23 protein-coding genes, 1 tRNA gene and 1 riboswitch are annotated in these 24,411 nt (G+C 72.5%); of the genes, 3 read left to right on the forward strand and 21 right to left on the reverse strand.

Features of this window, described 5'->3' with window-relative positions:
- Positions 1-18 precede the first annotated feature (18 nt).
- The 3 genes from HNR73_RS06070 to HNR73_RS06080 form a co-directional block, all read right to left on the reverse strand.
- Positions 19-1,674: an aminotransferase class V-fold PLP-dependent enzyme gene (locus tag HNR73_RS06070; protein ID WP_184786253.1), complete on the reverse strand. Its 1,656-nt coding sequence runs from the start codon at positions 1,672-1,674 to the stop codon at positions 19-21.
- 45 nt (positions 1,675-1,719) lie between these two features.
- Positions 1,720-1,908 carry a hypothetical protein gene (locus tag HNR73_RS06075; RefSeq protein ID WP_184786254.1) on the reverse strand — a complete coding sequence of 63 codons (189 nt, stop codon included), beginning with the start codon at positions 1,906-1,908 and terminating at the stop codon, positions 1,720-1,722.
- A 106-nt stretch (positions 1,909-2,014) separates the two neighbouring features.
- The gene (locus HNR73_RS06080) at positions 2,015-3,100 is read right to left on the reverse strand and encodes an alpha/beta hydrolase family protein (protein WP_184786255.1); all 1,086 of its coding nucleotides are present in this window, start codon (positions 3,098-3,100) and stop codon (positions 2,015-2,017) included.
- A gap of 296 nt (positions 3,101-3,396) precedes the next feature.
- Between HNR73_RS06080 and HNR73_RS06085 the strand changes: the two genes are divergently transcribed.
- A complete protein-coding gene (locus HNR73_RS06085) occupies positions 3,397-4,485 on the forward strand; it encodes a hypothetical protein (RefSeq protein WP_184786256.1) in 1,089 nt (362 codons plus the stop codon).
- Here HNR73_RS06085 and HNR73_RS06090 read toward each other — a convergent pair.
- The 3 genes from HNR73_RS06090 to HNR73_RS06100 form a co-directional block, all read right to left on the reverse strand.
- On the reverse strand, positions 4,482-5,414 hold the full coding sequence (locus HNR73_RS06090; protein ID WP_184786257.1) for a GNAT family N-acetyltransferase: 933 nt from the start codon (positions 5,412-5,414) through the stop codon (positions 4,482-4,484). The two genes, HNR73_RS06085 and HNR73_RS06090, sit on opposite strands and share 4 nt — an antisense overlap.
- Positions 5,415-5,424: 10 nt before the next feature.
- Positions 5,425-6,357: a GNAT family N-acetyltransferase gene (locus HNR73_RS06095; protein WP_184786258.1), complete on the reverse strand. Its 933-nt coding sequence runs from the start codon at positions 6,355-6,357 to the stop codon at positions 5,425-5,427.
- Between the two features lie 147 nt (positions 6,358-6,504).
- On the reverse strand, positions 6,505-7,038 hold the full coding sequence (locus tag HNR73_RS06100) for a hypothetical protein (RefSeq protein WP_184786259.1): 534 nt from the start codon (positions 7,036-7,038) through the stop codon (positions 6,505-6,507).
- A gap of 91 nt (positions 7,039-7,129) precedes the next feature.
- On the opposite strand from HNR73_RS06100, the gene HNR73_RS06105 reads away from it, so the two are divergent.
- Positions 7,130-7,741, forward strand: a complete 612-nt coding sequence (locus tag HNR73_RS06105; protein WP_184786260.1) for a CGNR zinc finger domain-containing protein — start codon at positions 7,130-7,132, stop codon at positions 7,739-7,741.
- A gap of 78 nt (positions 7,742-7,819) precedes the next feature.
- Here HNR73_RS06105 and HNR73_RS06110 read toward each other — a convergent pair whose 3' ends face one another.
- The 8 genes from HNR73_RS06110 to thiD all read right to left on the reverse strand — a co-directional run bounded on the left by HNR73_RS06110 (position 7,820) and on the right by thiD (position 16,644).
- Entirely contained in the window at positions 7,820-9,367 is a 1,548-nt protein-coding gene (locus HNR73_RS06110) for a TROVE domain-containing protein (protein WP_184786261.1), read from the reverse strand.
- A gap of 127 nt (positions 9,368-9,494) precedes the next feature.
- Positions 9,495-9,571: transfer RNA gene (locus HNR73_RS06115), tRNA-Lys, on the reverse strand.
- A 204-nt stretch (positions 9,572-9,775) separates the two neighbouring features.
- Positions 9,776-10,573: a hypothetical protein gene (locus HNR73_RS06120; RefSeq protein ID WP_184786262.1), complete on the reverse strand. Its 798-nt coding sequence runs from the start codon at positions 10,571-10,573 to the stop codon at positions 9,776-9,778.
- 56 nt (positions 10,574-10,629) lie between these two features.
- A complete protein-coding gene (gene glmM, locus HNR73_RS06125) occupies positions 10,630-11,964 on the reverse strand; it encodes a phosphoglucosamine mutase (RefSeq protein WP_184786263.1) in 1,335 nt (444 codons plus the stop codon).
- Between the two features lie 99 nt (positions 11,965-12,063).
- The gene (gene rpsI, locus HNR73_RS06130; RefSeq protein ID WP_184786264.1) at positions 12,064-12,600 is read right to left on the reverse strand and encodes a 30S ribosomal protein S9; all 537 of its coding nucleotides are present in this window, start codon (positions 12,598-12,600) and stop codon (positions 12,064-12,066) included.
- A gap of 28 nt (positions 12,601-12,628) precedes the next feature.
- The gene (gene rplM, locus HNR73_RS06135) at positions 12,629-13,072 is read right to left on the reverse strand and encodes a 50S ribosomal protein L13 (RefSeq protein WP_184786265.1); all 444 of its coding nucleotides are present in this window, start codon (positions 13,070-13,072) and stop codon (positions 12,629-12,631) included.
- 1,201 nt (positions 13,073-14,273) lie between these two features.
- On the reverse strand, positions 14,274-15,827 hold the full coding sequence (gene thiC, locus HNR73_RS06140) for a phosphomethylpyrimidine synthase ThiC (protein WP_184786266.1): 1,554 nt from the start codon (positions 15,825-15,827) through the stop codon (positions 14,274-14,276).
- Between the two features lie 55 nt (positions 15,828-15,882).
- On the reverse strand, positions 15,883-16,644 hold the full coding sequence (gene thiD / locus HNR73_RS06145; protein ID WP_184786267.1) for a bifunctional hydroxymethylpyrimidine kinase/phosphomethylpyrimidine kinase: 762 nt from the start codon (positions 16,642-16,644) through the stop codon (positions 15,883-15,885).
- A 65-nt stretch (positions 16,645-16,709) separates the two neighbouring features.
- Here thiD and HNR73_RS06150 point away from each other — a divergent pair, with 65 nt between their 5' ends.
- Positions 16,710-17,243, forward strand: coding sequence for a hypothetical protein (locus tag HNR73_RS06150; RefSeq protein WP_239122372.1), 534 nt, complete (start codon positions 16,710-16,712; stop codon positions 17,241-17,243).
- On the opposite strand, the gene HNR73_RS06155 is transcribed toward HNR73_RS06150, so the two are convergent.
- The 7 genes from HNR73_RS06155 to HNR73_RS06185 all read right to left on the reverse strand — a co-directional run bounded on the left by HNR73_RS06155 (position 17,185) and on the right by HNR73_RS06185 (position 22,912).
- Positions 17,185-17,784, reverse strand: coding sequence for a thiamine phosphate synthase (locus HNR73_RS06155; RefSeq protein ID WP_184786269.1), 600 nt, complete (start codon positions 17,782-17,784; stop codon positions 17,185-17,187). The two genes, HNR73_RS06150 and HNR73_RS06155, sit on opposite strands and share 59 nt — an antisense overlap.
- Positions 17,781-18,551 (reverse strand): thiazole synthase, encoded by a 771-nt coding sequence (locus HNR73_RS06160; protein ID WP_184786270.1) that lies wholly within the window; start codon positions 18,549-18,551, stop codon positions 17,781-17,783. Before HNR73_RS06160 ends, HNR73_RS06155 begins: the two co-directional genes overlap by 4 nt.
- Position 18,552: 1 nt before the next feature.
- The gene (thiS, locus tag HNR73_RS06165) at positions 18,553-18,750 is read right to left on the reverse strand and encodes a sulfur carrier protein ThiS (RefSeq protein WP_184786271.1); all 198 of its coding nucleotides are present in this window, start codon (positions 18,748-18,750) and stop codon (positions 18,553-18,555) included.
- A 2-nt stretch (positions 18,751-18,752) separates the two neighbouring features.
- Positions 18,753-19,787, reverse strand: a complete 1,035-nt coding sequence (gene thiO / locus HNR73_RS06170) for a glycine oxidase ThiO (protein WP_184786272.1) — start codon at positions 19,785-19,787, stop codon at positions 18,753-18,755.
- Positions 19,784-20,410 carry a thiamine phosphate synthase gene (gene thiE / locus HNR73_RS06175; RefSeq protein ID WP_373316651.1) on the reverse strand — a complete coding sequence of 209 codons (627 nt, stop codon included), beginning with the start codon at positions 20,408-20,410 and terminating at the stop codon, positions 19,784-19,786. The genes thiO and thiE overlap by 4 nt, the downstream gene beginning before the upstream one ends.
- A gap of 21 nt (positions 20,411-20,431) precedes the next feature.
- A riboswitch (TPP riboswitch) is annotated at positions 20,432-20,542 on the reverse strand.
- A gap of 81 nt (positions 20,543-20,623) precedes the next feature.
- Positions 20,624-21,244, reverse strand: a complete 621-nt coding sequence (locus HNR73_RS06180; protein ID WP_184786273.1) for a signal protein — start codon at positions 21,242-21,244, stop codon at positions 20,624-20,626.
- 6 nt (positions 21,245-21,250) lie between these two features.
- The gene (locus tag HNR73_RS06185) at positions 21,251-22,912 is read right to left on the reverse strand and encodes an ABC-F family ATP-binding cassette domain-containing protein (RefSeq protein ID WP_184786274.1); all 1,662 of its coding nucleotides are present in this window, start codon (positions 22,910-22,912) and stop codon (positions 21,251-21,253) included.
- Positions 22,913-24,411: the final 1,499 nt, after the last annotated feature.

The raw sequence follows: 24,411 nt of genomic DNA on the forward strand, positions 1-24,411 counted from the left end.
GACCTGCGTCGAGTGGGATCACCGTTCTTCGTGTGTCGCGGCGGCCGAAAGGCAGGCCGGGGGCAGGTGGAAGGACCGGAGGTGCTCGAAGCGGGACCCGAGTCCGGTGGGGCCGTCGTCGAGGTCGTCGGGCCGGGCCGACATGAGGGCGTGGGCGGTGGCGAGGGTCTCGGCCGGCGACGGGGGCGGCGTCGCGGTCGCGGCGGCGGGCCGTGGCGGGGCGGTGATCGCGGTGATGTCGGGCAGGCCGGGGTGTTCGGCGGTGTCGGTGTGATGGCGCCACACGCCGGTCTCGGGTTCGAAGCGGTAGTCGGGGAGCATGCGGTGGCCGAGGCGGGCGACGAGGCGGACGGCGTCGAGGATGAAGGCGGCGGTCTCGTCGGTGACGAGGTAGTGGAGGTTGACGCGGACCCAGCCGGGTTTGACGCCGTCGCAGCCGCGGGCGAGGACGGCCTCGTAGCGTTTCGACTCCTCGCGGCCGATGGCCAGCAGCCGGTGGCCGTAGGGGCCGGCGCAGGAGCAGCCGCCGCGGGCCTGGACGCCGAAGAGGTCGTTGAGGAGCGCGACGACGAAGTTGTGGTGCAGATAGCGGTCTCCGTGGCGGACCCGGAAGGACACGATGGACAGCCGGGGCGCGGCGAGGTCGCCGAGGATCTCGATGCGCGGGTCGGTCCCCCACGCGGCGAGCGCGTCGCGCCACAGCCGCTCCTCGATGGGGGCGATGGTGTCCGCGCCGACGGCGCGGGTGAGGGCGATGACGAGCCCGGCGCGGATGGATTCGACGATGCCGGGGGTGCCGCCCTCCTCGCGGGCGACGGGGTCGTCGAGGTAGCGGTGCCTGTCGGGGCCGACGAAGGCGACGGTCCCGCCGCCGGGTTCGGTGGGGACGGCGTTGCCAACGAGGTCGCGGTCGACGACGAGGACGCCGGGGGTCTGGGGACCGCCGACGAACTTGTGCGGGGAGAGGAACACCGCGTCCTTGTGGTCGCCGGCGCCGGGGGCGCTCGCGGCCATGCGGATGGGGAGGTAGGGCGCGGCGGCGGCGTAGTCCCAGAAGGACAGGGCGCCGTGCCGGTGCAGGAGGGCGGCGGTGGCGTCGACGTCGGAGACGATGCCGGTGACGTTGGAGGCGGCGGAGAAGCTGCCGATGCGCAGGGGCCGGTCGTGGTGGGCGCGGAGGCGGGCGTCGAGCTGCGCGAGGTCGATGGTGCCGCCGGGACCGGTGTCGATGCGGACGACGTCGGCGGCCGATTCGCGCCACGGGAGTTCGTTGGAGTGGTGTTCGTAGGGTCCGACGAAGACGACGGGCCGGGGGCCGGCTGCGCGGGGTCCGCGCAGGCCGAGGACGCCGACGAGTTTGTTGACCGCGCCGGTCGCGCCGGATCCGGTGAACAGGACGATGTGGTCGGGTGTGCCGCCGACGGCGTCGCGGATCAGGCGGCGCGCGTCCTCGCGCAGGCGGGTGGTGCGGCGGCCGGTCGCCGAGGTCTCGGTGTGGGTGTTGCCGTAGAGCGGGAGGACCTCGGCGCGAATGTGGTCCTCGATGAAGTCGAGGGCGCGGCCGGAGGCGGTGTAGTCGGCGTAGACGAGACGCCGGGGGCCGTACGGGCCGGGCAGGACGGCGTCGGCGCCGATGATCCCGGCGCGGACGCGGGCGAGGAGCGGGTCGTCCACCGTGCATCACCCCGATCGGTGAAGTGCTGTGGGCGAAACGTTAGCTCAGCCGCGCCCTTTGAAGGCCCAGACGAGGGCGAGGAGGACGAGGAACCCGACGAGGACGGCGGTGCGGCCGCGACGCAGGCGCGAGCGGGCGCGCGGGGACACGAACCAGGCGATCGCGGCCACCAGGAGGACGAGGCCGGCGACCGCCGCCGCCGTGGTGAGGGCGGGGTTGTCCAAGTTGTCCACTGGGCGCCTTCCGGTGGCCGGGCGGGTGTCGTCTCGATTGTCCCGGACCCGGCCGGGGACGAAGGCGGGGGCCGCCGGAATGCGACCCCCGCGACTTCGTGTCCCGCTAGCCGTGGAACACGACCTCCGGCCAGTCCGCGCTCGGCCCGTCGAGGAGGCCGCCGTCGCCGCAGCCGAGGTGCTCGGCGAAGAACGCGCTGACGTAGGCGCGGGTCAGTTCCGTCGCCCGCACCGGGTCGATCGCCGACTCCATGGGCAGGCCCAGCTGCGACCCGAGGAGCCCGACGTCGGTGAAGGACGCGTGCTCGGTGCCCGTCACCTCCAGCCAGCGCTTCCAGCCCGTCGACAGGCCCCAGGCGTCGGTCCACGTCGGGTTGTTCACCGCGGTCCCCTCGTGGCCCATCAGCATGAACGGCCGGCCGAGCGGCATGTCGGGCATCTCGTCGATGTTCCCGTCGACGTTCAGGCCCGCCTTGATGCGCGGGTCGAGGCGCATGGCCGCGAAGGAGCTGGCCCCGCCGAGGGAATGGCCGCCCATGGCGATGCGGCGGGTGTCGATGAGCGACTTCCACGGCCCCCGGCCGGTGAGCTCGTCCAGCACGAAGCGGACGTCCTGCGCGCGGCCGCGCTGCGCCTTGGCGAACTCGCCGGTGCCGCAGGCGCGGCAGGTGGTCGTGCGCCCGTCGGGGAACTCCAGCACCGACTCGTAGTTGTGGCTGATGACGGCGACGAGGAAACCCTCGCTCGCCAGCTGCTCGGCGACGCCGGTCAGGATCGCGCGGGGCTTGTTGAAGCCGGGCGAGAGCACCACCAGGGGCTTCTTGCCCCGCAGCGGCCGGGCGTCCGGATAGGCGTGGGTCTCGACGTCGCTGAGAAGGTTCGGCGGGAGGTCGAGCTCGGACTGGATCAGGAACAGCCGCGCCTCCTCCGGCGTCAGGTAGCCCGCCGTCGGTCCGTGGTCCTGAGCGGTCGGGTACCAGAGGGCGACCATGAGCTCGCGGTCCACCTCCGGCACCCACGGGTCGGGCCGGCCCTCGTCGACGAGGTGCAGCTGGGTGACGCCGACGGAGTACGCGCCGGTCGGTTCCAGCAACCGCGGCACCGGTACGGCGGCCGCGGCGGCGGGGCCGGTGGCGACGAGCCCGGCGGACACGGCGAGCGCGGCCGCCGTGCGGGCGATCGTTCGTCTCATGTGGATTCCTTCCTGGGTCGCCCCGACGTTATGGCCGGTGGCCGGGCGGGCGCGTCGGTCCGGCGGCAGACTTCCGGTCGGCCGCGGTGATGATTCCGGCGCGGGGTCGTTCGCGGGATGTAGGCCGCTCGGGTGACGCCCCGGATCGGTGCCCGCACCCACCGTCCGGACAGCTCTGGCGCCCACACGTCCAGACCCTGTTCGCCCTCCGTCCCACCGTGGCCCGCCGTCGGCGCCGGGCCGCTAGCGTGACGGCACACGCACAGCCGACGGGGAGCCGCCATGGGTGACCGGACATGACAGCCTGGGAGGACAGCGGTTTCCCCCTGGTCGGGCACCGGGATTCGCCCTACGGTGTCCGGGTCGGCGTCTCACCCGAGTCGCCGCTGCTCTCCGGTGACGCCGGGGGGCTGTGGATCCGCACCGTGGGACATCCCCGGAGCGGGCCGCCGGTGATCGGTGTCGGCGACGCGCCGGTGCTGTCGGGGTGGGGGCAGGCGCTGGTGCAGGTCCCGCCGGGGCGGCATCTGGTGACCGCGCAGATCCAGGGCGCCGGGGAGTGCGGCCGGACGGTGGAGGTTCCGGCCGGCGGCATCGTCGAGCTCGACTTCGTCGAATCGCGGCTGGGCGGCAAGGGCGTGCTCGGGCCGTCGGGGCGGGTGCGCGGGACGGGCTTGACCGGACCGCGGCTGATCACGGTGATCCTGGGCGTCCAGGCCGTCGCGATCGCGATGCTGGTGACGCTGCTGAACTCCGGTGAGGGCTGGCTGTTCGCGCTGCTGGGCTGGCTGGTCTGGACGGTGCTGGCGACGTGGCTGGTGTCCCTGCCGATCCGCTGGCGCGGCCGCTCGATCGTGCTCGCCCAGTCGGGCGAGGCGGTCCCCTACGACGGTGGCGGTGAGGCGCCCGGGACGCTGCTGCCCGCGCTGCGCCGGCCGCCGGTCCCCCGGCCGCCCGAGAGGCACGGCGGGCTGCTGCTGCACGTCGACGTCGACCAGAACTCCACGCAGGACGGCAGCCCGCGCTTCGACGCCCACGAGTCGTGGACGCCGCCGCCTTCGCTGTCGGTGGACGGGATCGCGACGGCCGTCGGGCACGGGCCCTGGTTCTATCCGCTGCCGGCGGGCGTCCACCGGGTCCGGCTCGTGCCGCCCACGATGGACGGGCACGAGCCGGCGACCGGACCGGTCGAGCTGGAGGTGACGATCGACGTCGGCCGCGTCACCCACTACGACGTGGAGCTGCGGGTCGACCTCGCCTACGGCCGCGGCGGTCACCTGTCGGCCTACGAACCGTTCCTGTCGGCGATCCTGCGCGACAAGCACAGTCCGCCGGGCTCGACGCGCATCGGCGTGACCAGTTCCGGACCGCAGGTGCCGCGCTAACGCAGGTCGATGCGGCAGCTGTCGGTGGTGAAGCCCGCGCGGTCGAAGGCGGCCTTCATCGGGACGTTGGCCAGGTCGGTGTTGGCCACGATCTTCTCGGCGCCCTCGTCGCGCAGGATGTGCGTCATCTCGGCGAGCAGGTCGTCGACGTAGCCCTTGCCGCGATGTCCGGGCAGGACGGCGAGGTAACCGATGACCGGGGTCGTGGGTGTGTGCGCGGGGAAGATCGCGCCGACGGGCGAACCGTCGGCGTCGTGGGCGAGGCGCCACCAGTCGCGGCCGCGCGGGTATTTGAGCAGGTCGCCGACCTCCTGTTCGGCGGTGGCCGTCGCCCCGATACGCCGGGTGTCGTCGCCGGTGTAGGCGTCGAGGGTCCCGGTGTAGCTGTCGGCGACGGCCTTGACGAAGTCCTCGTCGGTGCCCTCGGTGAAGGTGAGCCGGGCCGGCCGCAGCGGCAGTCCCGCGTCGGGCGTCCAGTGGAATCCGTGGCGTTCCACGAACACCGACAGGCCCGCCGCCTCCGCCGCCGCGATCCGGTCGCCGACCACGTCGCGGACGCCTTCCCTGCCGCGCCACTCCGTCGGTGTGGGCAGCAGGTACGACGGTCGCGGACCTTGTCCCTTGTGGACGGCGGCGTAGGCCCGGCGCATCAGTTCCGCGCCGATCGCGATCCGGTCGGGCCGCTCGCCGATCTCGAACCAGTCGACGCAGTACGGCTCGTCGTCGCCGGGGAAGCCCCCGAAGGCCATGCGCGCCACGACGGTCTCGCCGTCGACGGCGACCCACATCCATTCGGGCCGGTACCGGCCTTCCGCGAGGTACTTCGCGGGGTCGATGCGGCGTTCGAAGCCGACCTCCGGGGAGGCCGGATGCGGGTAGGCGCCGAAGAGTGCGGCGTCCTCAGTGGACAGTCCCTTGTAGGTGATCACCGCGCCCCCCTCACCGGAAGTCGATCTGGGCCGAGGTGGTGCGGAAACCCGCGCGGTTGAAGGCCTTCGCCATCGGGAAGTTCGCCTGGTCGGTGTTCCCGGTGATCCGCTTCGCGCCGCGCTCGGCGTGCCCGTGGATCATCTCGGCGAGCAGCTCGTTGACGAAGCCCTTGCCACGGTGACCGGGGAGCACGGCGATGTAGCCGATGCTTCCCCGTTCGGCGGAGAAGGTCGTCGGGAAGATCGCCCCGACGACGTCCCCGTCGGCGTTCTTCGCCAGCCGCCAGTGCTCACGGCCCGCGAGGGACGTCAAAAACTCCCAGCTCGACCGCGCGGCGGCCTCGATGCCGTCGCCGGCGACGGCGGCACTGTCGTGGGCGTCGAAGGTCCCGGGGAGACTCGCGGTGATCGCGTCGAGCAGCTCCTCGTCGCCCGCCTCGGCGAAGACCAGGCGGTCACCGCGCTCGGGCAGGCCGTCGGCGGGTTCCCAGGTGTAGCCCCAGCGCTCGACGAAGGCCGACAGTCCCGCCGCCTCGACGGCGTCGATGCGGGCCTGGGCCTCGGCGCGCACGTCGGGACGCTCGCGCCAGCCGGGTGGCAGGACCAGCTGGAACTCGGGCCGGCCGCCGTCGGCGTTGGTCGTCTCGGCGTAGGCGGCCCGGGCCAGCGCGGCTCCGATCTCGGTGGTGGCGTCGCCGAGTTCGAACCAGTCGAGGGTGATGGGGTGCTCGGTGCCCGGCCGGCCCCAGAAGGCGGCCCGGGCGATGGTCTCACCGTCGCGGAGCGCCACCCAGGTCCACTCGGGGCGGGTGCGGCCCTCGGCGAGGGTTTCGAGATAGTCCTGCTTCGCCTCGCGGCCGACCTCGGGGTGGGGCGCGTGGGGGAAGCGGGTGAAGAGTTCGGTCTCGCCGGCATTGATGCGGCGGATGGTGACAGCGGACATCGCGGCTCCAGGAGTGTGAGACGCACTCCCGGGGTACGGGGTCAGCCTTCGGCGAGTGGAAGGTGGGAGCGCGGAGAGATACAGGTCGACATCGCGTTCCTCCTTCCTTGCGGGCTGCCCTCGTGGCGGCGGTAACCATAACACGCCTCAGTCGAGGTCCTCGCAGACATTGTGCTCGGGGCCGAGGTCGACGGGCAGGGACCGGGTGCCGTCGGGGGCGAAGGCGACGACGTGGAAACCGTCGAAGAGGTAGTAGCCGCGCGGGAGGTCGAGGTCGCCGTCGCGGAAGCCGGTGCCGACCGGGCCGATCATGACGAAGCGGGCCTCGGTGCCGTCGGGACGGTACTCGGAGAAGCCGCGCCCGCCGGCGTCGACGAGGAAGCGCTTGCCGGTGTCGCGGTTGACGAACTCCGACATGAGCGGCCCCTCGTACTCCTCGATCTTCTTCGTCCCGTCGGGGTAGCGCTCGACGACGCGGGAGCGGATGTCCTGGCTGACGACCTCGTGGCCGAGCGGGAAGTCGCAGTACAGGCCGTCGGCCGCCTCCCAGTTCCGCTGGAACCAGGGCTGCCAGGGCTCGGGGCCGATGACGGTGGTGGCCGGTTCGGCGTGGGCGGCGGCGGGGGCCAGGACCGTCGCGGCGGCCACGGCGAGGGCGAACAGGACCGATCGTGCGCGCATGTCTCCTCCGTTCACTAACCGGACAGTGATCTCTAACCGGTTATGGCGAGACTAGTGGTTATCGAGTGGCCGGGCAAGGGATACTGGCGACGTGTACTGGACGGAAGTGCTCGGATACCGCATGCCGAAGCCCGTCGGCGGCCATCCCGCCCTCGACTTCTGCGATACCTACGCGGGCTGGAACGGCCCCCCGCTCCCCCGCGGCGAATGGCTCCCCGACTACGACCAGCTCACCGTGTTCACCGTGCACGCGGGCCTCGTGTCGGCCGAGGACGCCGCACCGGTCCGCGAGCTCGGCGCCGACCTGCCCGCGGAGGCCGCGAAGGTCCTCGACACGGCCCGCGCGCTGCGCGCGAACCTGTACGCCGTCCTGCTGGATCCGGGCGACGCCAAGGCCTTCGGCGTCGTCGCCGGACTCGCCGCCGAGGCCGCCGCGCACGCCGAACTGGTCTCCGGGGACGACGGCGTCGCGCACTGGCGGATACCGTCGGCCGTGGAGCTCGAACTGCCGCTGCGGCTCCTCGCCCAGTCCGCCGCCGAACTGCTCTGCTCCCCCGACCGTGCGCACGTCCGCGCCTGCCCCGGCGACGAATGCGGCTGGCTGTTCCTCGACCGGCGCGGCCGCCGCCGCTGGTGCAACATGGCGACCTGCGGGAACCGCGCGAAGGTCCGCGCCTTCGAGGAGCGGCGGCGCGACGGCTGAACGCGCGCGACCGCCCCGGCGTGTGCGCGCCGGGGCGGTCCTCGTGCAGTCCACCTACACGTGTCTTCCGAATCAGGTCTAGAAGGGCCAGGCGGCCCGCTTTCCCGCTTCCAGCAGCGGGATCATGCCGAAGGCGGCGTCGGAGAGGCCCCCGAAGGTGTGCCGGTTCGCCGTCGTCGGCCCGTGTCCGTGGCGGTATCCCGCGAGGTTCCAGGTGTAGACCGGGACCTCCGCCGGGACCGCACGCGTCGGGTCGCCGCCCGCCCCGCTCCACGCCTGCTCGTCGGTGACGATGACGACGCGGTCGTGGTGGTCGAACCAGCGGCGGACGGCCACGGCGGTGTCGGTCCCACCGAGGTTGCCGAAACGCTCGACCACGCGCAGCACCGAGTCGCCCTTGCGGAAACCGACGCTCTTCGAGGTCGTCCCGAACTCGACCAGGTCGGCCTTCTCCGCCCGCAGGGCCAGCGCCGTGCCGAACACGGCGGCCGTGTCGGCGAAGGTCAGGCCCGCGCGCCGCGAGTTCGCGAAGAACATCGAACCCGAGCGGTCGACCAGGACCAGCGTCCGTCCACTGAAGACCGGCACGTTGGCGAGGCTGTGCGACAGCGCCGTCTCCAGGGCCTGCGACCACCGCAGCGAACCCGTCGCCCGGTGGGCGGACAGGAACCGCATCGGCAGCTGCTTCGAACGCGCCACGCGAACCGGATCGGCCAGTTCGGCGGCGACCCGCGCGGCGACGTCGTCGTCCACACCGGCCTCGTCCAGACTCCTCAGGTTGCGAAGCCTGGCCATGAAACCCATGCCCGGCAGCACCGCGGTCCACGCCTCGGCGTCCATCGGGCCCTGCAACCAGCCCGCGAGCGCCTCCCACGTCATCCCGGCCGCCTTGAGACGCTCGGGATCGCGCAGGACGGCCCGGCGCCGGTTCACCGGCAGGGCCATCAGCTCCGCCCGCGAACGCAGCAACGGCAAGGACCCGGGGATCGAGCCGGCGTTGCCGTGGCGGCGGTCGAGAGCGTGCGCGAACAGGGCGCCCTGAGCGTCCGAAGTGGACGACGGGTGGGTCAGGTCGAGGACGTCGGCGAAGCGGAAGCCCGCATTGGCACTGTCGTACTTGAGCAGCGCGTACTCGTCGTAGAGCCGCACGGCCGCGTCGGCGATCCCGCGCTTGACCGGCTTCGGGAGCGCGCGTCCGTACCGCGCGTTCCAGTAGGCCAGGGCCTCACCGGGCTCGTCGGCCCGGCGCAGCACACTCGACACGATCGACCGCGAACCCGGGATCCCGGCGCGGACCATCCAGTACGCGGCCTCCAGCGCGCCCACGAGGGCGGCCGAACGCATGTTGGCGGTGGTGCGCAGCCAGACCAGGAAGCGGCCGAGCCAGTCGGGATCGCTCACGGCGAGCTTGCGGATCAGCTTGATGTAGCGCGAGTCCCGCGCGTCGGCGGACTCGTAGAAGGACTGCTCGCCGCAGAGGTTCGACACGGCGAGCAGGAACAGCTCGCCCTTCGGGTCGCGCTCGTAGCCGGGGGCGCCCTCGTGGGTGCGTCCCGTCGCGTGCGCGGCGCCCTTGATCGGTCCGGCGCCGGACGTCTTCTGCCGGGTCTTGTTGAACTTGGCCATGTCTCGTGCACCGCCTTTCATTGACAAAGTAGGAGAATTCGCCGCGGCGTACCGCGCCAAGGGTGTCCGAGATCGAAGTCGACGTGGGAAACGTGGATGTCCTGGGCCGCTAGACGACAGGGCCGGGTGGTGGCCCCGGCGGGATTCGAACCCGCGTTTTCGACTTAAGAGGTCGAAGTAACCCATGTCTGCGCACCGGACGCCCTTGGCTTGGGCACGCCCTCCCGAGTTCAAGGCCGGCGGCGGTGACCGCGGCGAACCGCGTTACATGCTCTACCTCTGAGCTACGTCCCCGAAGAGACGGCGGGATTCGAACCCGCGACACTGCAAACCAGAAGTAACCGCTGCCTTCGCACCGGGAGGTGCGTAGGAATGAACATACGCAGCGCATCCCCGCCGATCAACGCATTAACGCCCGTCCCCTGTGGACTCCCGCCCGGCTCGCGTCTCCGCGATCAGCGCCAGCAGTGCCCGGCTCACCGGCGTCGACGCCAACTGCGGGTGCGCGTGCACGGCCGCCGGGAGCAGCGGGACGATGCGTTCGCCGTCGCTGTGGAACTTCGACCACGGCGCCACGAACATGGCCCCGCCGACGCACAGTTCGAGCCCGCACGGCGTCACCGCGACCGGCCCGAACTCGGCCCGGCCGGTCTCGGCCAGGTCCTTCCTGGCCCGGTGCAGCACGACCGGGGCGGCGTGGTCCTCCACCGCCGACACCAGGGCCGCCCGGCCACCGAAAGGTCCCATGGGGACGGTCACGGCACGACCGGCGACATCACGTCCGGCGAGCTGGAAACCCTCGTAGAACACGGTCTCGGTCCAGTTGACTCCCGCGTCGGCGGGGTGCGCGCGCCTCCGGGGCACCCGCAGCGTCACCTCGACACCCGTCCAGCGCAGCACGACGGGGTCGGCGAACTCCCGCAGAACGACCAGTCCCCCGGCACAGACGGCGATGTGGCGCCGCCCGGCCGGCGCGGTGATCTCCGACAGGTGCGCGTAGCCGTGGACGACGATCCCGACAGCGGCCAGGATCCCCAGCGACAGCAACGGATCCCGGAAGGCACAGCCCAACGCGGCCGCGACGGCCAGGACGGAGGTGTACCGCGCCCACGGGCTCCACACCGGCAGCCGTTCGCGATGGATCCGCCCGACGGCGCCTAAACCGTGCTCGGCGGCGAGTGCGCGGGCCCGGCTGCGCGTCGACATGCTCCCGACGATAGCCGACCGTGCCCGGCCGGTGACTCCTCCGTCGCGCGGCTCGGTCAGCCGCCGCGGACGACAGAGGCGACGGTGTCGGCGATGGCGTGCGCGCGTTCGGCGGTGTCGGCCTCGACCATGACCCGCACGAGCGGTTCGGTGCCCGAGGGGCGCAGCAGGATGCGCCCGCCGTCTCCGAGGACGACCGACTGCTCGTCGAGGACGGCCTTGACCTCGACCGATTCCACGATCGCCTTGTCGGCGACCGGGACGTTCAGCAGCACCTGCGGGAGCCTGCGCACGACCGCGGCGAGCTCGCCGATGGTCCGGCCGGACTCGACGGCCGAGGCGGCCAGGTGCAGGGCGGTGAGGGTGCCGTCGCCGGTGGTGGCGTAGGCGGGCATCACGACGTGGCCGCTCTGCTCGCCGCCGAGGCTGAGGTTCTTGGCGCGCAGGGCTTCCAGGACGTAGCGGTCGCCGACGGCGGTGGTGACGAGGCTGATGCCGTTCTCGCGCATCGCGTGGTGCAGGCCGAGGTTGCTCATGACGGTGGCGACGAGGGTGTCGTCGGCGAGGCCGCCGGACTTGCGCAGGTGGAGGGCGAGGATCGCCATGATGGCGTCACCGTCCACTTCGGACCCGTCGGCGGCCACGGCGAGGCAGCGGTCGGCGTCGCCGTCGAGGGCGAAACCGATGTCGGCGCCGGTGGACAGGACGGTCTCCCGCAGCGACGCCATGTGCGTCGAGCCACAGTTGTCGTTGATGTTGAGGCCGTCGGGCGAGGCGTGGATCGCGGTGACGTCGGCGCCGAGGCGGCGCAGGGCCTCGGGCGCGACCTCGGTCGCGGCGCCGTTGGCGCAGTCGACGACGACGCGCAGGCCGGTGAGGTCGACGTCGATGGTGCCGACGAGGTGGCGGATGTAGCGCTCGGTGCCGTCGGCGAGGTCACGGAGACGGCCGATGTCGCCGCCGACGGGACGCGGCCAGGCGGTGGCGAGGTTCGCCTCCAGCTCGTCTTCGACCTCGTCGGAGAGTTTGTGGCCACCGGCGGCGAAGAACTTGATGCCGTTGTCGGGCATGGGGTTGTGGCTGGCGGAGAGCATGACGCCGAGGTCGGCGCCGACTTCGGCGACCAGGTGGGCCACGGCGGGGCTCGGGAGGACACCGACGCGGAGGACGTCGGCACCGGCGCTGAGCAGGCCCGCGATCGTCGCGGCCTCCAGCATCTCGCCGCTGGCGCGGGAATCGCGGCCGATCAGCGCGACGGGGCGGCGGCCCGCGACGGCGTCCTTATCGCACAGGACATGGACCGCGGCCTCAGCCAGCGAGGTCGCCAACTGCGGGCTGAGCTTCTCGTTGGCCAGTCCGCGTACGCCGTCCGTGCCGAACAACCGCCCCATGCCAGTCCTCCAAGTGTCGACTACCTGTCGGTGAATACACGCCGAAGCCGCCGGGTACGCCGCACGCGTCCCCGGCGGCTTCGAAACGCCAGGATGTGATTACCGCTTGGAGAACTGCGGTGCCTTGCGGGCCTTCTTCAGGCCGTACTTCTTGCGCTCGGTCGCACGCGCGTCACGCGTGAGGAATCCGGCCTTCTTCAGCTCGGGGCGCACCTCGGGGTCGATCTCGATGAGGGCCCGGGCGATGGCCAGGCGCAGCGCACCGGCCTGACCGGTGATGCCGCCGCCGTGCAGGTTGGCGAAGATGTCGAAGGTCTCGACGCGGTCGATGGTGACCAGCGGTTCCTTGACGATCTGCTGGCTGACCTTGCTGGGGAAGTACTCCTCCAGCGAACGGCCGTTGAGGAGGAACTTGCCGGTGCCGGGCTTGAGACGGGCCCGGACGATCGCCTTCTTACGGCGTCCGACGGTCTGCACGGGCTTGTCCATGCGCGGGACGTACGGCGCGGGGACGTCGGCCACGGCGGGCACGGCGGGTACGTCGGCCACAGCCGGAACGGCCGGGACGTCGGCCACGGCCGGAACTTCGGCGGTGAGGTCGTCGGTCGCCTCGGGGGCGGTCGTCGGCTCGGTCATTTGTTTCTTCACGCTTCCTTAGCCGCGCCTACTGCGCGATCTGGTTGATCTCGAACGGCTGCGGCTGCTGGGCGTCGTGCGGGTGCTCGGCACCGGCGTACACCTTCAGCTTGGTGAGCTGCGCGGCACCGAGCTTGTTGTGCGGAAGCATGCCCTTAACGGCAAGCGTCACGGCACGCTCAGGCTTCTTGTCGAGCAGCTCGGAGTACTTGGTCTTCTTCAGACCACCCGGGTAGCCGGAGTGCCGGTAGGCGATCTTCTGCTCACGCTTGTTACCGGTCAGCGCCACCTTGCCGGCGTTGACGATGATCACGAAGTCACCGGTGTCCATGTGCGGCGCGAACGTCGGCTTGTGCTTGCCGCGCAGCAGCGTGGCAACGTGGGTGGCGAGACGGCCGAGCACAACGTCGGTCGCGTCGATGACATGCCACTCGCGAGTGATGTCACCCGGCTTCGGGCTGTACGTAGGCACAGGTCTACCTTGCTCTCATCGTCGGTGTGTGGGCGCGCGAGACCGCGCCGATCGCCCGAGCGTACCTGAACTGGGTGCACACACTTTCGGTGGCATCCGGCCGCTCGCACAACAGTCCGCGAGTCTACCCCGCGCTCGTGGCTGACCGTCCGGCGGGGTGGCGGGCACGCTCGTGTGCAGGGCAAGTGTATCCGGTGGGGGTGCCGGGTGGGATGGCGTGGTGGGTGGTGGGGGTCACGGGGCGGGGCCCGGGCTCCCGGCGGAGGCGGTGGCGTTCGGCGTGCACGGCCGCCACCGGCGGCTCGGCGTGGGGCACGCCGAGAGCGCTGTTCCGCGTGAGCGCCGGCACAGCGGGCCGCTCTCGTGCTCCCGGCCGACTCTCCGGTGGCCGTTCGCGGGATCCGCCGCGAGCGGCGCGGGGACGGCACTTCCTCACGGCCGCGCGAGGGTCGTGCGCCCCTTCCCCCGGATCGTCGACCTGCCCGGCTACACCGATGCCGTCCGCTCCATGCGGTGCCGCACCGCGACAACCCCGGCCTCGGCGCGTCGGGGCCGTACTGCCCGCTTCGAGTTCCGCTGGGAGGACCAGTTGCCGCGAGGGCCGTGCCCGCGCCCGTCGCGCCCGCTGGCGAGGCGCGTGCCCAGTGGCGTCGCCAGGCGAGCGCGGGGACGGACGTCCTCACCCAGCGTTGCTCCCGCATGGGGAAGGTCCGCGTTGAGCCCTTCCCGGTCCCGGCCGAGCCCCGGCCACCCCGGTCGGCCGGGCCGTCATCGCGGCCCACGCCGCCGGAGAAGAGGCTGAGCCCCGGGGCCGCTCGACGGTCGAAGGCGCCGTCGGCCCTGGGCGGTGCCCCTGTTCCCTCCCGACGGCTCCCGGCCCTCGCCGGTCAGCGTCTCCGCGAGCGGGCGAGAGGACCCCGCAGCCCGCCCCGCCCACGCATGTGCGGCAGGTCGGGAATGAGGCCTTCCCATGGCGCGGGAGCGTCACCGAAGCCTCGTCGAGTACGGAAGGCCCGGTGACGAGGCTCTCGGCGGCGGCGAGGGCTCGGTCAGGTCACCGCGGGCCGGGCCACCGAGCCACCGAGCCACCGAGCCACCGAGCCACCGAAAAGCGTCGGCGGCCCGGAGACGCCCCGGTCACCCGGTCGGCGGCGAGGCCCGTCCCGGTCCCCGGCGGCCGGAGCCGCCGAGCACCGTCCGCTCAGCTCACGACCGGCAGGTACACCTTCCCCCCACCGTCGACGAACTCCGCCGACTTCTCCGCCATGCCGCGCGCGGCGTACTCCTTCAGGTCGTGCGAGATGCGCATCGAGCAGAATTTCGGCCCGCACATGGAGCAGAAGTGCGCGGTCTTCGCCGGTTCGGCGGGGAGGGTCTCGTCGTGATACTCGCGGGCGGTGTCGGGGTCGAGGGAGAGGTTGAACTGGTCCTCCCAGCGGAACTCGAAGCGGGCCTTCGACAGGGCGTCGTCCCAGGCCTGCGCGGTGGGGTGGCCCTTGGCGAGGTCGGCGGCGTGGGCGGCGATCTTGTACGCGATCACGCCCGCTTTGACGTCGTCGCGGTTGGGCAGGCCGAGGTGCTCCTTCGGCGTGACGTAACACAGCATCGCCGTACCGAACATGCCGATCATGGCGGCGCCGATCGCCGAGGTGATGTGGTCGTAGGCGGGCGCGATGTCGGTCGTGAGCGGCCCGAGGGTGTAGAACGGCGCCTCGGCGCAGATCTCCTTCTGGAGGTCGACGTTCTCCTTGATCTTGTGCATCGGCACGTGTCCCGGCCCTTCGATCATGACCTGGACGTCGTGCCGCCACGCGATCCGCGTGAGCTCGCCGAGGGTGCGCAGCTCGGCGAACTGGGCCTCGTCGTTGGCGTCGGCGATGCTGCCCGGGCGCAGGCCGTCGCCGAGCGAGAAGGCCACGTCGTAGCGGGCGAAGATCTCGCACAGCTCCTCGAAGTGCGTGTAGAGGAAGCTCTCGGTGTGGTGCGCCAGGCACCACGCCGCCATGATCGACCCGCCGCGCGACACGATCCCGGTGACGCGGTCGGCGGCGAGCGGCACGTAGCGCAGCAGGACCCCGGCGTGCACGGTCATGTAGTCGACGCCCTGCTCGGCCTGCTCGATCACCGTGTCGCGGAAGACCTCCCAGGTCAGCTTCACCGGATCGCCGTCGACCTTCTCCAGTGCCTGGTACAGCGGCACGGTCCCGATCGGCACCGGCGAGTTGCGGATGATGTGCTCACGGGTGGCGTGGATGTGCTTGCCGGTCGAGAGGTCCATGACCGTGTCGGCGCCCCACTTGGTGGCCCAGCGCAGTTTCTCGACCTCGTCGGCGATCGAGTCCGACACCGCCGAGGTGCCGATGTTGGCGTTGATCTTCACCAGGAAGCGGGATCCGATGAGCATCGGCTCCGACTCGGGGTGGTTGACGTTGTTGGGCAGGATCGCGCGCCCGGCGGCGATCTCCTCGCGCACGATCTTTGGGTCGAGGCCCTCACGGATCGCGGCGAACTCCATCTCCGGGGTGATGATCCCCTTGCGCGCGTAGTGGAGTTGGGTGACGCACGGACCCGTGCCGTGCGCCGCCCTTTCGTCGATCCAGGCCCGGCGCAGCTCCGGCAGGCCCTCCTCGGGCTCCGAGCCGGGCCCGGAGGTGTCGTAGAGACGCACCGGCGGGTTGCCGCCGGACAGGTGCACCTCGGCGAAGGGAACACGGATGCCGGGGCTCGAACCCTCGACGTAGACCTTCTGTCGCATATGGACACTCCAAAGTGGTCGTCGTGAACGCCCGGCCGCGCGGCCGGCGTGAGATCTAGGGGCGCCAGAAGTGGTCGACGGGACCGTGGCCCCGCCCGAGCCGCCAGGTGCTCGCCGCCGCCAGTGCGCCGGTGATGTACGACTTCGCGTCCCGCAGCGCCGTGGCGAGATCGGCGCCGCGCGCGAGCCCGACGGCGATCGCCGCCGAGAAGGTGCAGCCGGTGCCGTGGGTGTTGACGGTGTCGATCCGCGCGGCGTCGAGGATCCAGAGCCGCTCGCCGTCGGCGACGGTGTCGGTGGAGCGCTCGCCGTCGGCGTGGCCGCCTTTGAGCACGACCGCGGTGCCCGCCGCGCGGGCCAGCATCGCCGCGTCCTCGCTTCCCAGGACGCGGGCCTCGGGGATGTTCGGGGTGAGCACGGTCGCGTGCGGGGTGAGCAGGCGCAGATAGTCGACCGGATCACCCCGGTAGAGCAGGTCACCGCTGGTGGCGACCACGACCGGGTCGACGACGAGGTTCGGCAGCCGCCCGGCGCGGGCGTAGTCGGCGACGACGGCCAGGATCGCCGGATCACCGAGCATCCCGGTCTTGACCGCCCGCACGTCGAGGTCGGCGAGGACGGCGTCGAGCTGCGCGGCGACGAAGTCGGCCGGGACGGCGTGGACGCCTGTGACGCCGACGGTGTTCTGCGCGGTCAGCGCGGTGATCACGCTGGTGCCGAACACGCCGTGCGCGGCGAAGGTCTTCAGATCGGCCTGGATCCCCGCTCCCCCACCGGAGTCGGAACCGGCGATGGTGAGCACGACCGGCGGGCTCATGACACGGGCCCCTTTCTTCCCATGACGGGGGATCCGCCCGCAACTCCAGGGTGACGACGGCCGGTGTGCCCCGGTGGGCGGTCCTCGCCGCGCACGCGGTGCCGCTGACCGTTCTCCCGTCGGGGATCTGGCGGATCCTGACGGTCACCTTCCACATGGGCGGCGGCGCCGAACAGGGCTCCGGCGCCCTGCCGGACTGGCTGCCGGTACGCCTCCGCGTCGTACCGCTCTCGGTGTTCTCCGAGGTGCTCGCCTTCAGCGTGGTGGGCCTGGTCGCGCGCTGGGGCGAGGTCTTCCCGCGCTGGATCCCCGGAGTGGCCGGACGTCGCGTGCCGCCGATGCCGGCGGTCGTCCCCGCCGCCATCGGATCGGCCGCCCTCACTCTCACGTGGACACTCGCCGGGATCGCCGAGATGCGCGGCGACTTCCCGCTCTCCTTCGACACCCTGGAAGGCGTCGCGGCGATCGTGGCGTACGCGCCACTGATGCGATGGGGTCCGCTGCTCGGGGCGCTGACGGTCCACTACGCGCGCAGGCGCCTCAGCCGAGCGCATCGAGCAGCTCCCCCACCAGCGCGGCCGGGTCGGCCGCGCGCATGAGCGAGCCCATGACGGCGACGCCGTGGGCGCCCGCGGTGCGGCACTCGCGTGCTCGCTCGGGACCCGTGACGCCGCAGAGGGCGTAGACCGGCAGGCTCGTCCGGCCACAGAGGACGGACAGGCCCGCCGGGCCGAGCGCCGGGCCGTAGCCGGGCTTCGACTCCGACAGGTAGACCGGTGAGACCGTGGCGTAGTCGGCGCCTTCGGCCGCGGCCGCGGCGAGTTCGCCGGGATCGTGGCAGGAGCGGCCGACGAGCAGGCCGGGCGCGTCGACGGGCCGGGCACGGGCGGCGAGGTGCAGGCCGTGGGCGGGAACGTCCTCGGGTGGTTCGCCGGACACCGCGAGCAGCAGTCTTCCGTCCACTTCGGACAGACGGGCGTACAGGCGGGCGGCGAGTTCGGCGCGCGGGCCGGGCGCCATGGCGTGTTCGCGCAGGACCACGGCGCGGGCACCACCGTCGATCGCGGCCGACAGCACGTCCCACAGTGGATGGACGGCCTGCGTCCCGTCGCTGATCACGAGGAGCCTGGGCGGCGTCACAGTTCGGCCATCCCCTCGAAGGCGGTGGAGGCCTCGGCGTGGTGGCGCCGCGCGATGCGTCCGGCGAGGCGGGCCAGACGCCCGGCGCGCACGGCGTGGCGCATGGCCTCGGCCATGGCGGCGGGGTCGGCGGCGCGGGTGACGGCGGAGGCGACGAGCACGCCCGCGCAGCCGAGTTCCATGGCCAGGGCGGCATCGGAGGCGGTCCCGATCCCGGCGTCGAGGATGACCGGAACGGTGGCGTTCTCGGTGATCAGCGCGATGTTGTGCGGGTTGCGGATGCCCAGGCCGGTGCCGATCGGGGAGCCCAGCGGCATGACCACGGCGCAGCCGGCGTCGGCGAGGCGGCGGGCGAGGATCGGGTCGTCGTTGGTGTAGGGCCAGACGGTGAAGCCGTCGGCGACGAGTTTCTCGGCGGCGGCGAGCAGCTCCACCGGGTCGGGCAGGAGCGTGCGCTCGTCGCCGATGACCTCCAGCTTGACCCAGGTGGTGCCGAAGGCCTCGCGGGCGAGGTGGGCGGTGCGGATCGCCTGGGAGGCGGTGAAGCAGCCCGCGGTGTTCGGCAGAAGCCTTACACCGCAGCGTTCCACGACGTCGAGGATGCTCCCCGCGGCGTTCGGGTCCACTCGCCGCAGCGCGACCGTGACCAGTCCCGTTCCGCTGGCGCGGATCGCGGCTTCGGCGGCGGCGTGCCCGGAGGCGCCGCCGGTGCCGAGGATCAGGCGCGACGGGAGGGTGACGCCGTCGACGGTGAGGTCGTCGCCCATGTCAGCCGCCCTGGCTGGCGACGAGGACCTCGACGCGGTCGGCCTCGCGCAGCGCGGTGGCCCAGTCGGCGCGCGGCACGACCTCGCCGTTGAGGGCGACGGCGATGCCGCGTTCCTCGGGCGACGTCTGCCGCACGACGTCGGCGACCGTTGACTCCGGCGCGATCTCGCGCGCGCGACCGTTGACGATCACGTGCATGGCTAAAACCTCCTGGGGTCGAAGGGTTCGAGCGCCTCCGGGGTCCGGCCGGTGGCGATGAGCTCGCTGATGAGTTCGCCGGTGACGGGGGCGAGCAGGATGCCGTTGCGGTAGTGACCGGTGGCGGCGATGACGCGGGGATCGCCGGTGCGGCCGAGGAGTGGCGCGTTGTCGAGGGTCCCGGGACGCAGGCCGACGGTGTGTTCGCGCAGTTCGTATTCGGCGAGTTCGGGGATGACGGCGATGGCGTCGCGGAGGAGTTCGTAGGCGTCTCCGGCGCGTGGGGTGAGGTCGAAGCCGCGTTCGGCGCTGGTGGCACCGATCACGACTTCGCCGTCGGCGCGCGGGAGGGCGTAGACGGGGTTGCCGTTGACGGTGGCGCGGACGACGGTGCCGAGGTCGGCGGGTCCGCGCAGGCGCAGCACCTGGCCCTGGACGGGCCGGATCGCGGCGGAGAGCATGGGGCCGGAGTGGCTCCCGGCGGCGATGACGACGACGTCGGCATCCACTGTGGATGGATCCGCGACGTGCCGCCGGACGAGTCTGGCTCCGGCGGTGACGGCGGCGTCGAGGAGGGCGGTGTGGAGTCTGCGGGGGTCGACCTGGTGGTCCCCGCCGGCGTGCAGTCCGCCGCTGATCCTGGGTGACAGCAGGGGTTCCCGCCGCCGGGTCTCACCGGCGGTGAGACGGGTCGCGGGGAGACCGAGTTCGCGGTGGAAGTCGTGTCGCCGGTCGAGTTCGGCGCGGTCGCCGGCGTCGAGGGCGACGAGCAGCGAGCCGTTCTCGCGGTAGCCGATGTCGACGCCGAGTTCGGCGGCGAATCGCGGCCACAGCGCGCAAGACGTCAGGGACAGTTCGAGGAGGTCCCGTTCGCCGTAGTGGGCCTCACCGACGGGTGCGAGCATCCCGGCGGCCACGGTGGACGCTCCGGAGCCCGGCGCGGGGTCGTGGACGTCGACGGACATTCCCCGTTGAGCGCAGCGCCAGGCGATCGTCAGTCCGATGGTGCCCGCGCCGACGATGCCGACGTGGGTCATCGGGCGGCTCCGGCGGGCTTGTCGCCGGGGAGCGCGTCGAGGAAGTCGCGGGTGGCGGCGGCCGGGTCGGCGGCGCGGCTGATCGCGCCGACGACGGCGACACCGTGCGCACCGGCGGCGAGCAGCGCGGGGACCCGCCCGGGCGTGATCCCGCCGATGGCGACGACGGGGATGTCGACGGCCGCGGCGACCGACCGGATTCCCCACACCCCGAGCGGATCCGGCAGGCCGTCCTTTGTGGACGTCGGGTGTGCGGGTCCGACGCCGAGGTAGCTCGCGCCGGCGCGCTGTGCCGCGCGGGCCGCGTCGGGGTCCCGGCAGGTCCCGCCGAGGATCGCGGCGGGCCCGAGGACCCGGCGAGCGGCGTCGACGGGCAGGTCGTCGGCGCCGACATGGGCACCGTGCGCGCCGACCGCCAGCGCCACGTGCAGCAGGTCGTTGACCAGGCAGGTCGCGTCATAGCGGGCGCAGAGCTCGGCGATGTGGAGGGCGAGATCGTAGGCGGCACGGTCGGTGTCGCGCTCGTTCGGGCGCACCTGGATCAACGGCGCGCCGGCGGCGAGAGCCGCGTGAACGGTGGCGACGGTGTCGACGCCCGGGGCGGTGTCGGTGATGACGTGCAGACGCGGAAACGCGTGCGGAAACAGCACAGTAGGGCTCCTCCCTGCGCCGGCATGATCCGGATCAGGTTCGACGGTCTGGGGCTACGAAGCCCCACTCTCAGCCCGGTGCACCGGACTCCCGTGGGTTACTTGCGGCCACCGTACGCCTTCGGGGCGTGCGGGGGCAAGGGGCGTTTCGTTGAGGGAAGTGAGGGCTGGGTCACCCGGTGATGGTCAGTCGGTGACCGTGAGGGCGTAGTCGACGTCGACGTTCGCGCCGGGCATCTCGCCGCGAATCGTGAGCGTGTGGGCGCCTGGGGCGAGCGGCGCGATCCGTGCCCACAGGCCGCATCCGGCGCCGCTGACCATGGACAGGTCATGCGAGATCGGGTTGCCCATCACGCCTTTCACCGTCACCTGCGCGCCCTCGACCTTCTCCAGGAGGACCTCGGCGCCGTCGAGGGTGATCACACCGCTCATCTGTCCCATGACCTCAAGGCAGGCCTGCGATTCCGGAGCTCCGGACAGGTCGGGCAAGGCCAGCAGGTTCACCGCCGGAACGAGGATCGGCACACCGGCGGGCATCTCGCACGCGCGGTCGACGGGGCCCGCGGCGTCACCGAAGGTCCCGGCGAGAAACCAGATGTCGTCGGGCTGCCCCTCCCCGCAGAACGCGCCGGTGGTGTCGGTGACCGGGTTGCGGTCCACGGGCGAGGACACGACCCAGTCCCACCACTCGTTCTGGAGCACGGGCAGCTTGTCGGCGGCGATGTCGCGGGCGCCGCCACAGGCGGTGGCGGCGAGTAAGGCGGCGGCGAGCGGGGCCGCGGTGATGGCGCGTCTAACCCAGGGCACGGCTCACTATCGCACGTCCCACACCGGCTCGTCGGTCTCGACGACCTCGCCGTCGCCGCCGAAGAGGACGAAGCGGTCGAAGCCGCGCGTGAACCAGCGGTCGTGGGTCACCGCGATGACGGTGCCGTCGAAACTCCCGAGTCCCTCTTCGAGGGCTTCGGCGCTGGCGAGGTCGAGGTTGTCGGTCGGCTCGTCGAGCAGCAGCAGCGTCGCCCCCGACAGTTCCAGCAGGAGCACCAGGAAGCGCGCCTGCTGTCCGCCGCTGAGGCTCTCCCACACCTGTTCGGAGGAGGGCGCCAGCTCGTAGCGCGACAGCTTGCTCATCGCCGCCGAGCGCTCCAGGCTCGGGCGGTGCTCGTCGCCCTTCCACAGGATCTCGCGCAGGGTCCGGCCCATGAGTTCGGGCCGGTCGTGGGTCTGGGAGAAGTGGCCCGGCATGACCCGGGCGCCCAGCCGCGCCGATCCGTTGTGCAGCACCGGTTCCAGGCGTTGCCCGTCGACGGGTCCGGCGCCTTCGCTGCCGCCGCGGGCCAGCAGCCGCAGGAAGTGCGACTTGCCGGTGCCGTTGGCGCCGAGGACGGCGACGCGGTCGCCGTACCAGACCTCCAGGTCGAAGGGGAAGGTCAGGTTGTCCAGTTCCAGCTGCTCGCACATGACGGCCCGTTTGCCGGTGCGGCCGCCGCGGAGGGTCATCTTGATGTCCTGCTCGCGCGGCGGGGTCGGCGGCGGGCCGATCGCCTCGAACTTCGCCAGGCGGGTCTCGGCGGCGCGGAGGCGGGAGGCCATGCCGTCGTTGTAGGTGGCCTTCTTGCGGTACATGGCGACGAGGTCCTTGAGCTTCTGGTGCTCCTCGTCCCAGCGGCGGCGGAGTTCCTCGAAACGGTCCCAGCGGGCGACGCGGGCCTCGTGCCAGGTCGCGAAGCCGCCGCCGTGGGTCCAGACGTCGCCGGCTTCGAGGGTGACGATGCGCTGCGCGGTGTTGGCGAGGAGCTCACGGTCGTGGGAGACGTAGAGGATCGTCTTCTCGGATTCGTTGATGCGCTCTTCGAGCCAGCGTTTCGCGGGTACGTCGAGGAAGTTGTCGGGCTCGTCGAGGAGGAGGACCTCCTCGGGGCCGCGGAGGAGGAGTTCGAGGGCGAAGCGTTTCTGCTCGCCGCCGGAGAGCGTGCGAACGACGCGGTGGCGCGTCTCGTCCCAGGGTTTTTCGAGGATGAGGATGGAGACGGTGTCGCAGAGGACCTCGAAGTCGTAGCCGCCGGCGTCGCCCCAGGCGGTGAGGGCGTCGGCGTAGGCGACCTGGGCCTTCTCGGCGGCGTTGCTGTACTTGCCGCGCCTCTCGGCGGCGGCGATGTCGGCCTCGGCCGCGGCGAGCCGCTCGCCGAGCTGCCGCAGCCGCGCGGGCGCGAGGGACAGCGCGAGGTCGGCCAGGTGCCGGTCGTCGTGCACGAGGAGCTGCCGCATGACGCCGAGTCCACCGCCGCGGGTGATGGCGCCCTCGTCGGCGGGGATGTCCCCGGCGATCATGCGCACGAGGGTGGTCTTGCCGGTCCCGTTGGCGCCGATGAGCGCGACTTTGGCACCCTCACCGACCCGAAAGGACACCTCGGAGAAGAGGACGCGACCGTCGGGAAGGGTGCGGCTGACGGCCGCGACATCGATGTAGCCCACCCGGCGAGTGTGCAGGCACGACGGGCGGGGACGCCAGGGGTTTTGGCGCTGGCGGGTGGCGACGGGGCTTCGGCCGGGGCCTGCTCGCGGTCGAGCGCAGCGAGGGGGCGGGGCGGGGCGGGAGCCGACCGGTCGGCGCGGCTGCGGGCGGGGGGTGCGGGTGGGTGCGGGTGGGTGCGGGCTGCGAGGGCGGCGTTCGCTTCGCGCGGTTCTGGGGGGCAGGGTGAGGGCGCCGGGTCACGGAGCGGGCGGGGCGGGGGAAGGCGGGAGCCGACCGGCCCGCACGGCTGCGGGCGGGGGTGCGTGCGGCGAGGGGGGCAGGTTGCGAGGGCGGCGTTCGCTTCGCGCGGTTCTGAGGGGCAGGGTGAGGGCGCCGGTCACGGAGCGGGCGGGGCGGGGGAAGGCGGGAGCCGACCGGCCCGCACGGCTGCGGGCGAGAGGGGGTGCGGGCTGCGAGGGCGGCGATCGCCTCGTGCGGCCCGGAGTGGGCAGGGGTGAGAGCGCCGGGTCACGGACCAGGCGAGGTGGGGCGGGGGTTGCGTGCGGATGGGTGCGGGCCGCGAGAGCGGCGCTCGTCTCGCGCGGCCCCGAGCGGACAGGGGCGAGAGCACCGGGTCACAGACCAGGCGAGGCGGGGGAAGGCGGGAGCCGACCGGCCCGCACGGCTGCGGGCGAGAGGGGGTGCGGGCTGCGAGGGCGGCGATCGCCTCGCGCGGCCCGGAGTGGGCAGGGGTGAACTCTGCCGCGTAAGGCGTGGTGGTCGACGCAGCCGCCCCGCAACCCTCGCCCGAGCCGCCGCCTCGACCGAGTGAGCAACCACCCGGTCAAGGCGGCGGAGGCGACCGCCGCGCCCAGCGGCAAGCGGGCCGAAGGCCCGGAGGCGAAGCCGCGCAGCGGCGCCAGCCGCATCGCGAGCGAAGCGAGCCAAACAAGCACAGGTTCTAACCCCAAGAGCGCTCACAACGCACGCCCGCAGCGCCTGCGGGTGTGCGTCGGGGGTGAGTGCGTGCCTGCGGGTGTGCCCTGTGGGTGGCTGCGTGCCTGCGGGCCCGCGTGAGTGCGTGGCTCCGCGCCTGCGGGCGTGCCCTGAGGGTGGCTCCACGCCTGCGGGCCCGCGTGAGTGCGTGGCTCCGCGCCTGCGGGCGTGCCCTGAGGGTGGCTCCACGCCTGCGGGCCCGCGTGAGTGCGTGGCTCCACGCCTGCGGGCGTGCGTTGTGGTGGGTGGGTGCGTTGTGAGTGGGTGCGGGCGGGCTTGCGGGCTTGCGCTGTGCGTGGCTCCGCGCCTGCGGGCCAGCGAAAGTGCGGACGTGCGCGGGTGCATGCCTGCGTGAGTGCGGGCGGGCCTGCGGGCGTCCCCTGTGCGTCGCTCCGCGCCTGCGGGCCAGCGAAAGTGCGGACGTGCGTGGGTGCATGCCTGCGTGAGTGCGGGCGGGCCTGCGGGCGTCCCCTGTGCGTCGCTCCGCGCCTGCGGGCCAGCGAAAGTGCGGACGTGCGTGGGT

Source organism: Phytomonospora endophytica (assembly GCF_014202425.1).
Taxonomy (GTDB): Bacteria; Actinomycetota; Actinomycetes; order Mycobacteriales; family Micromonosporaceae; genus Phytomonospora; species Phytomonospora endophytica.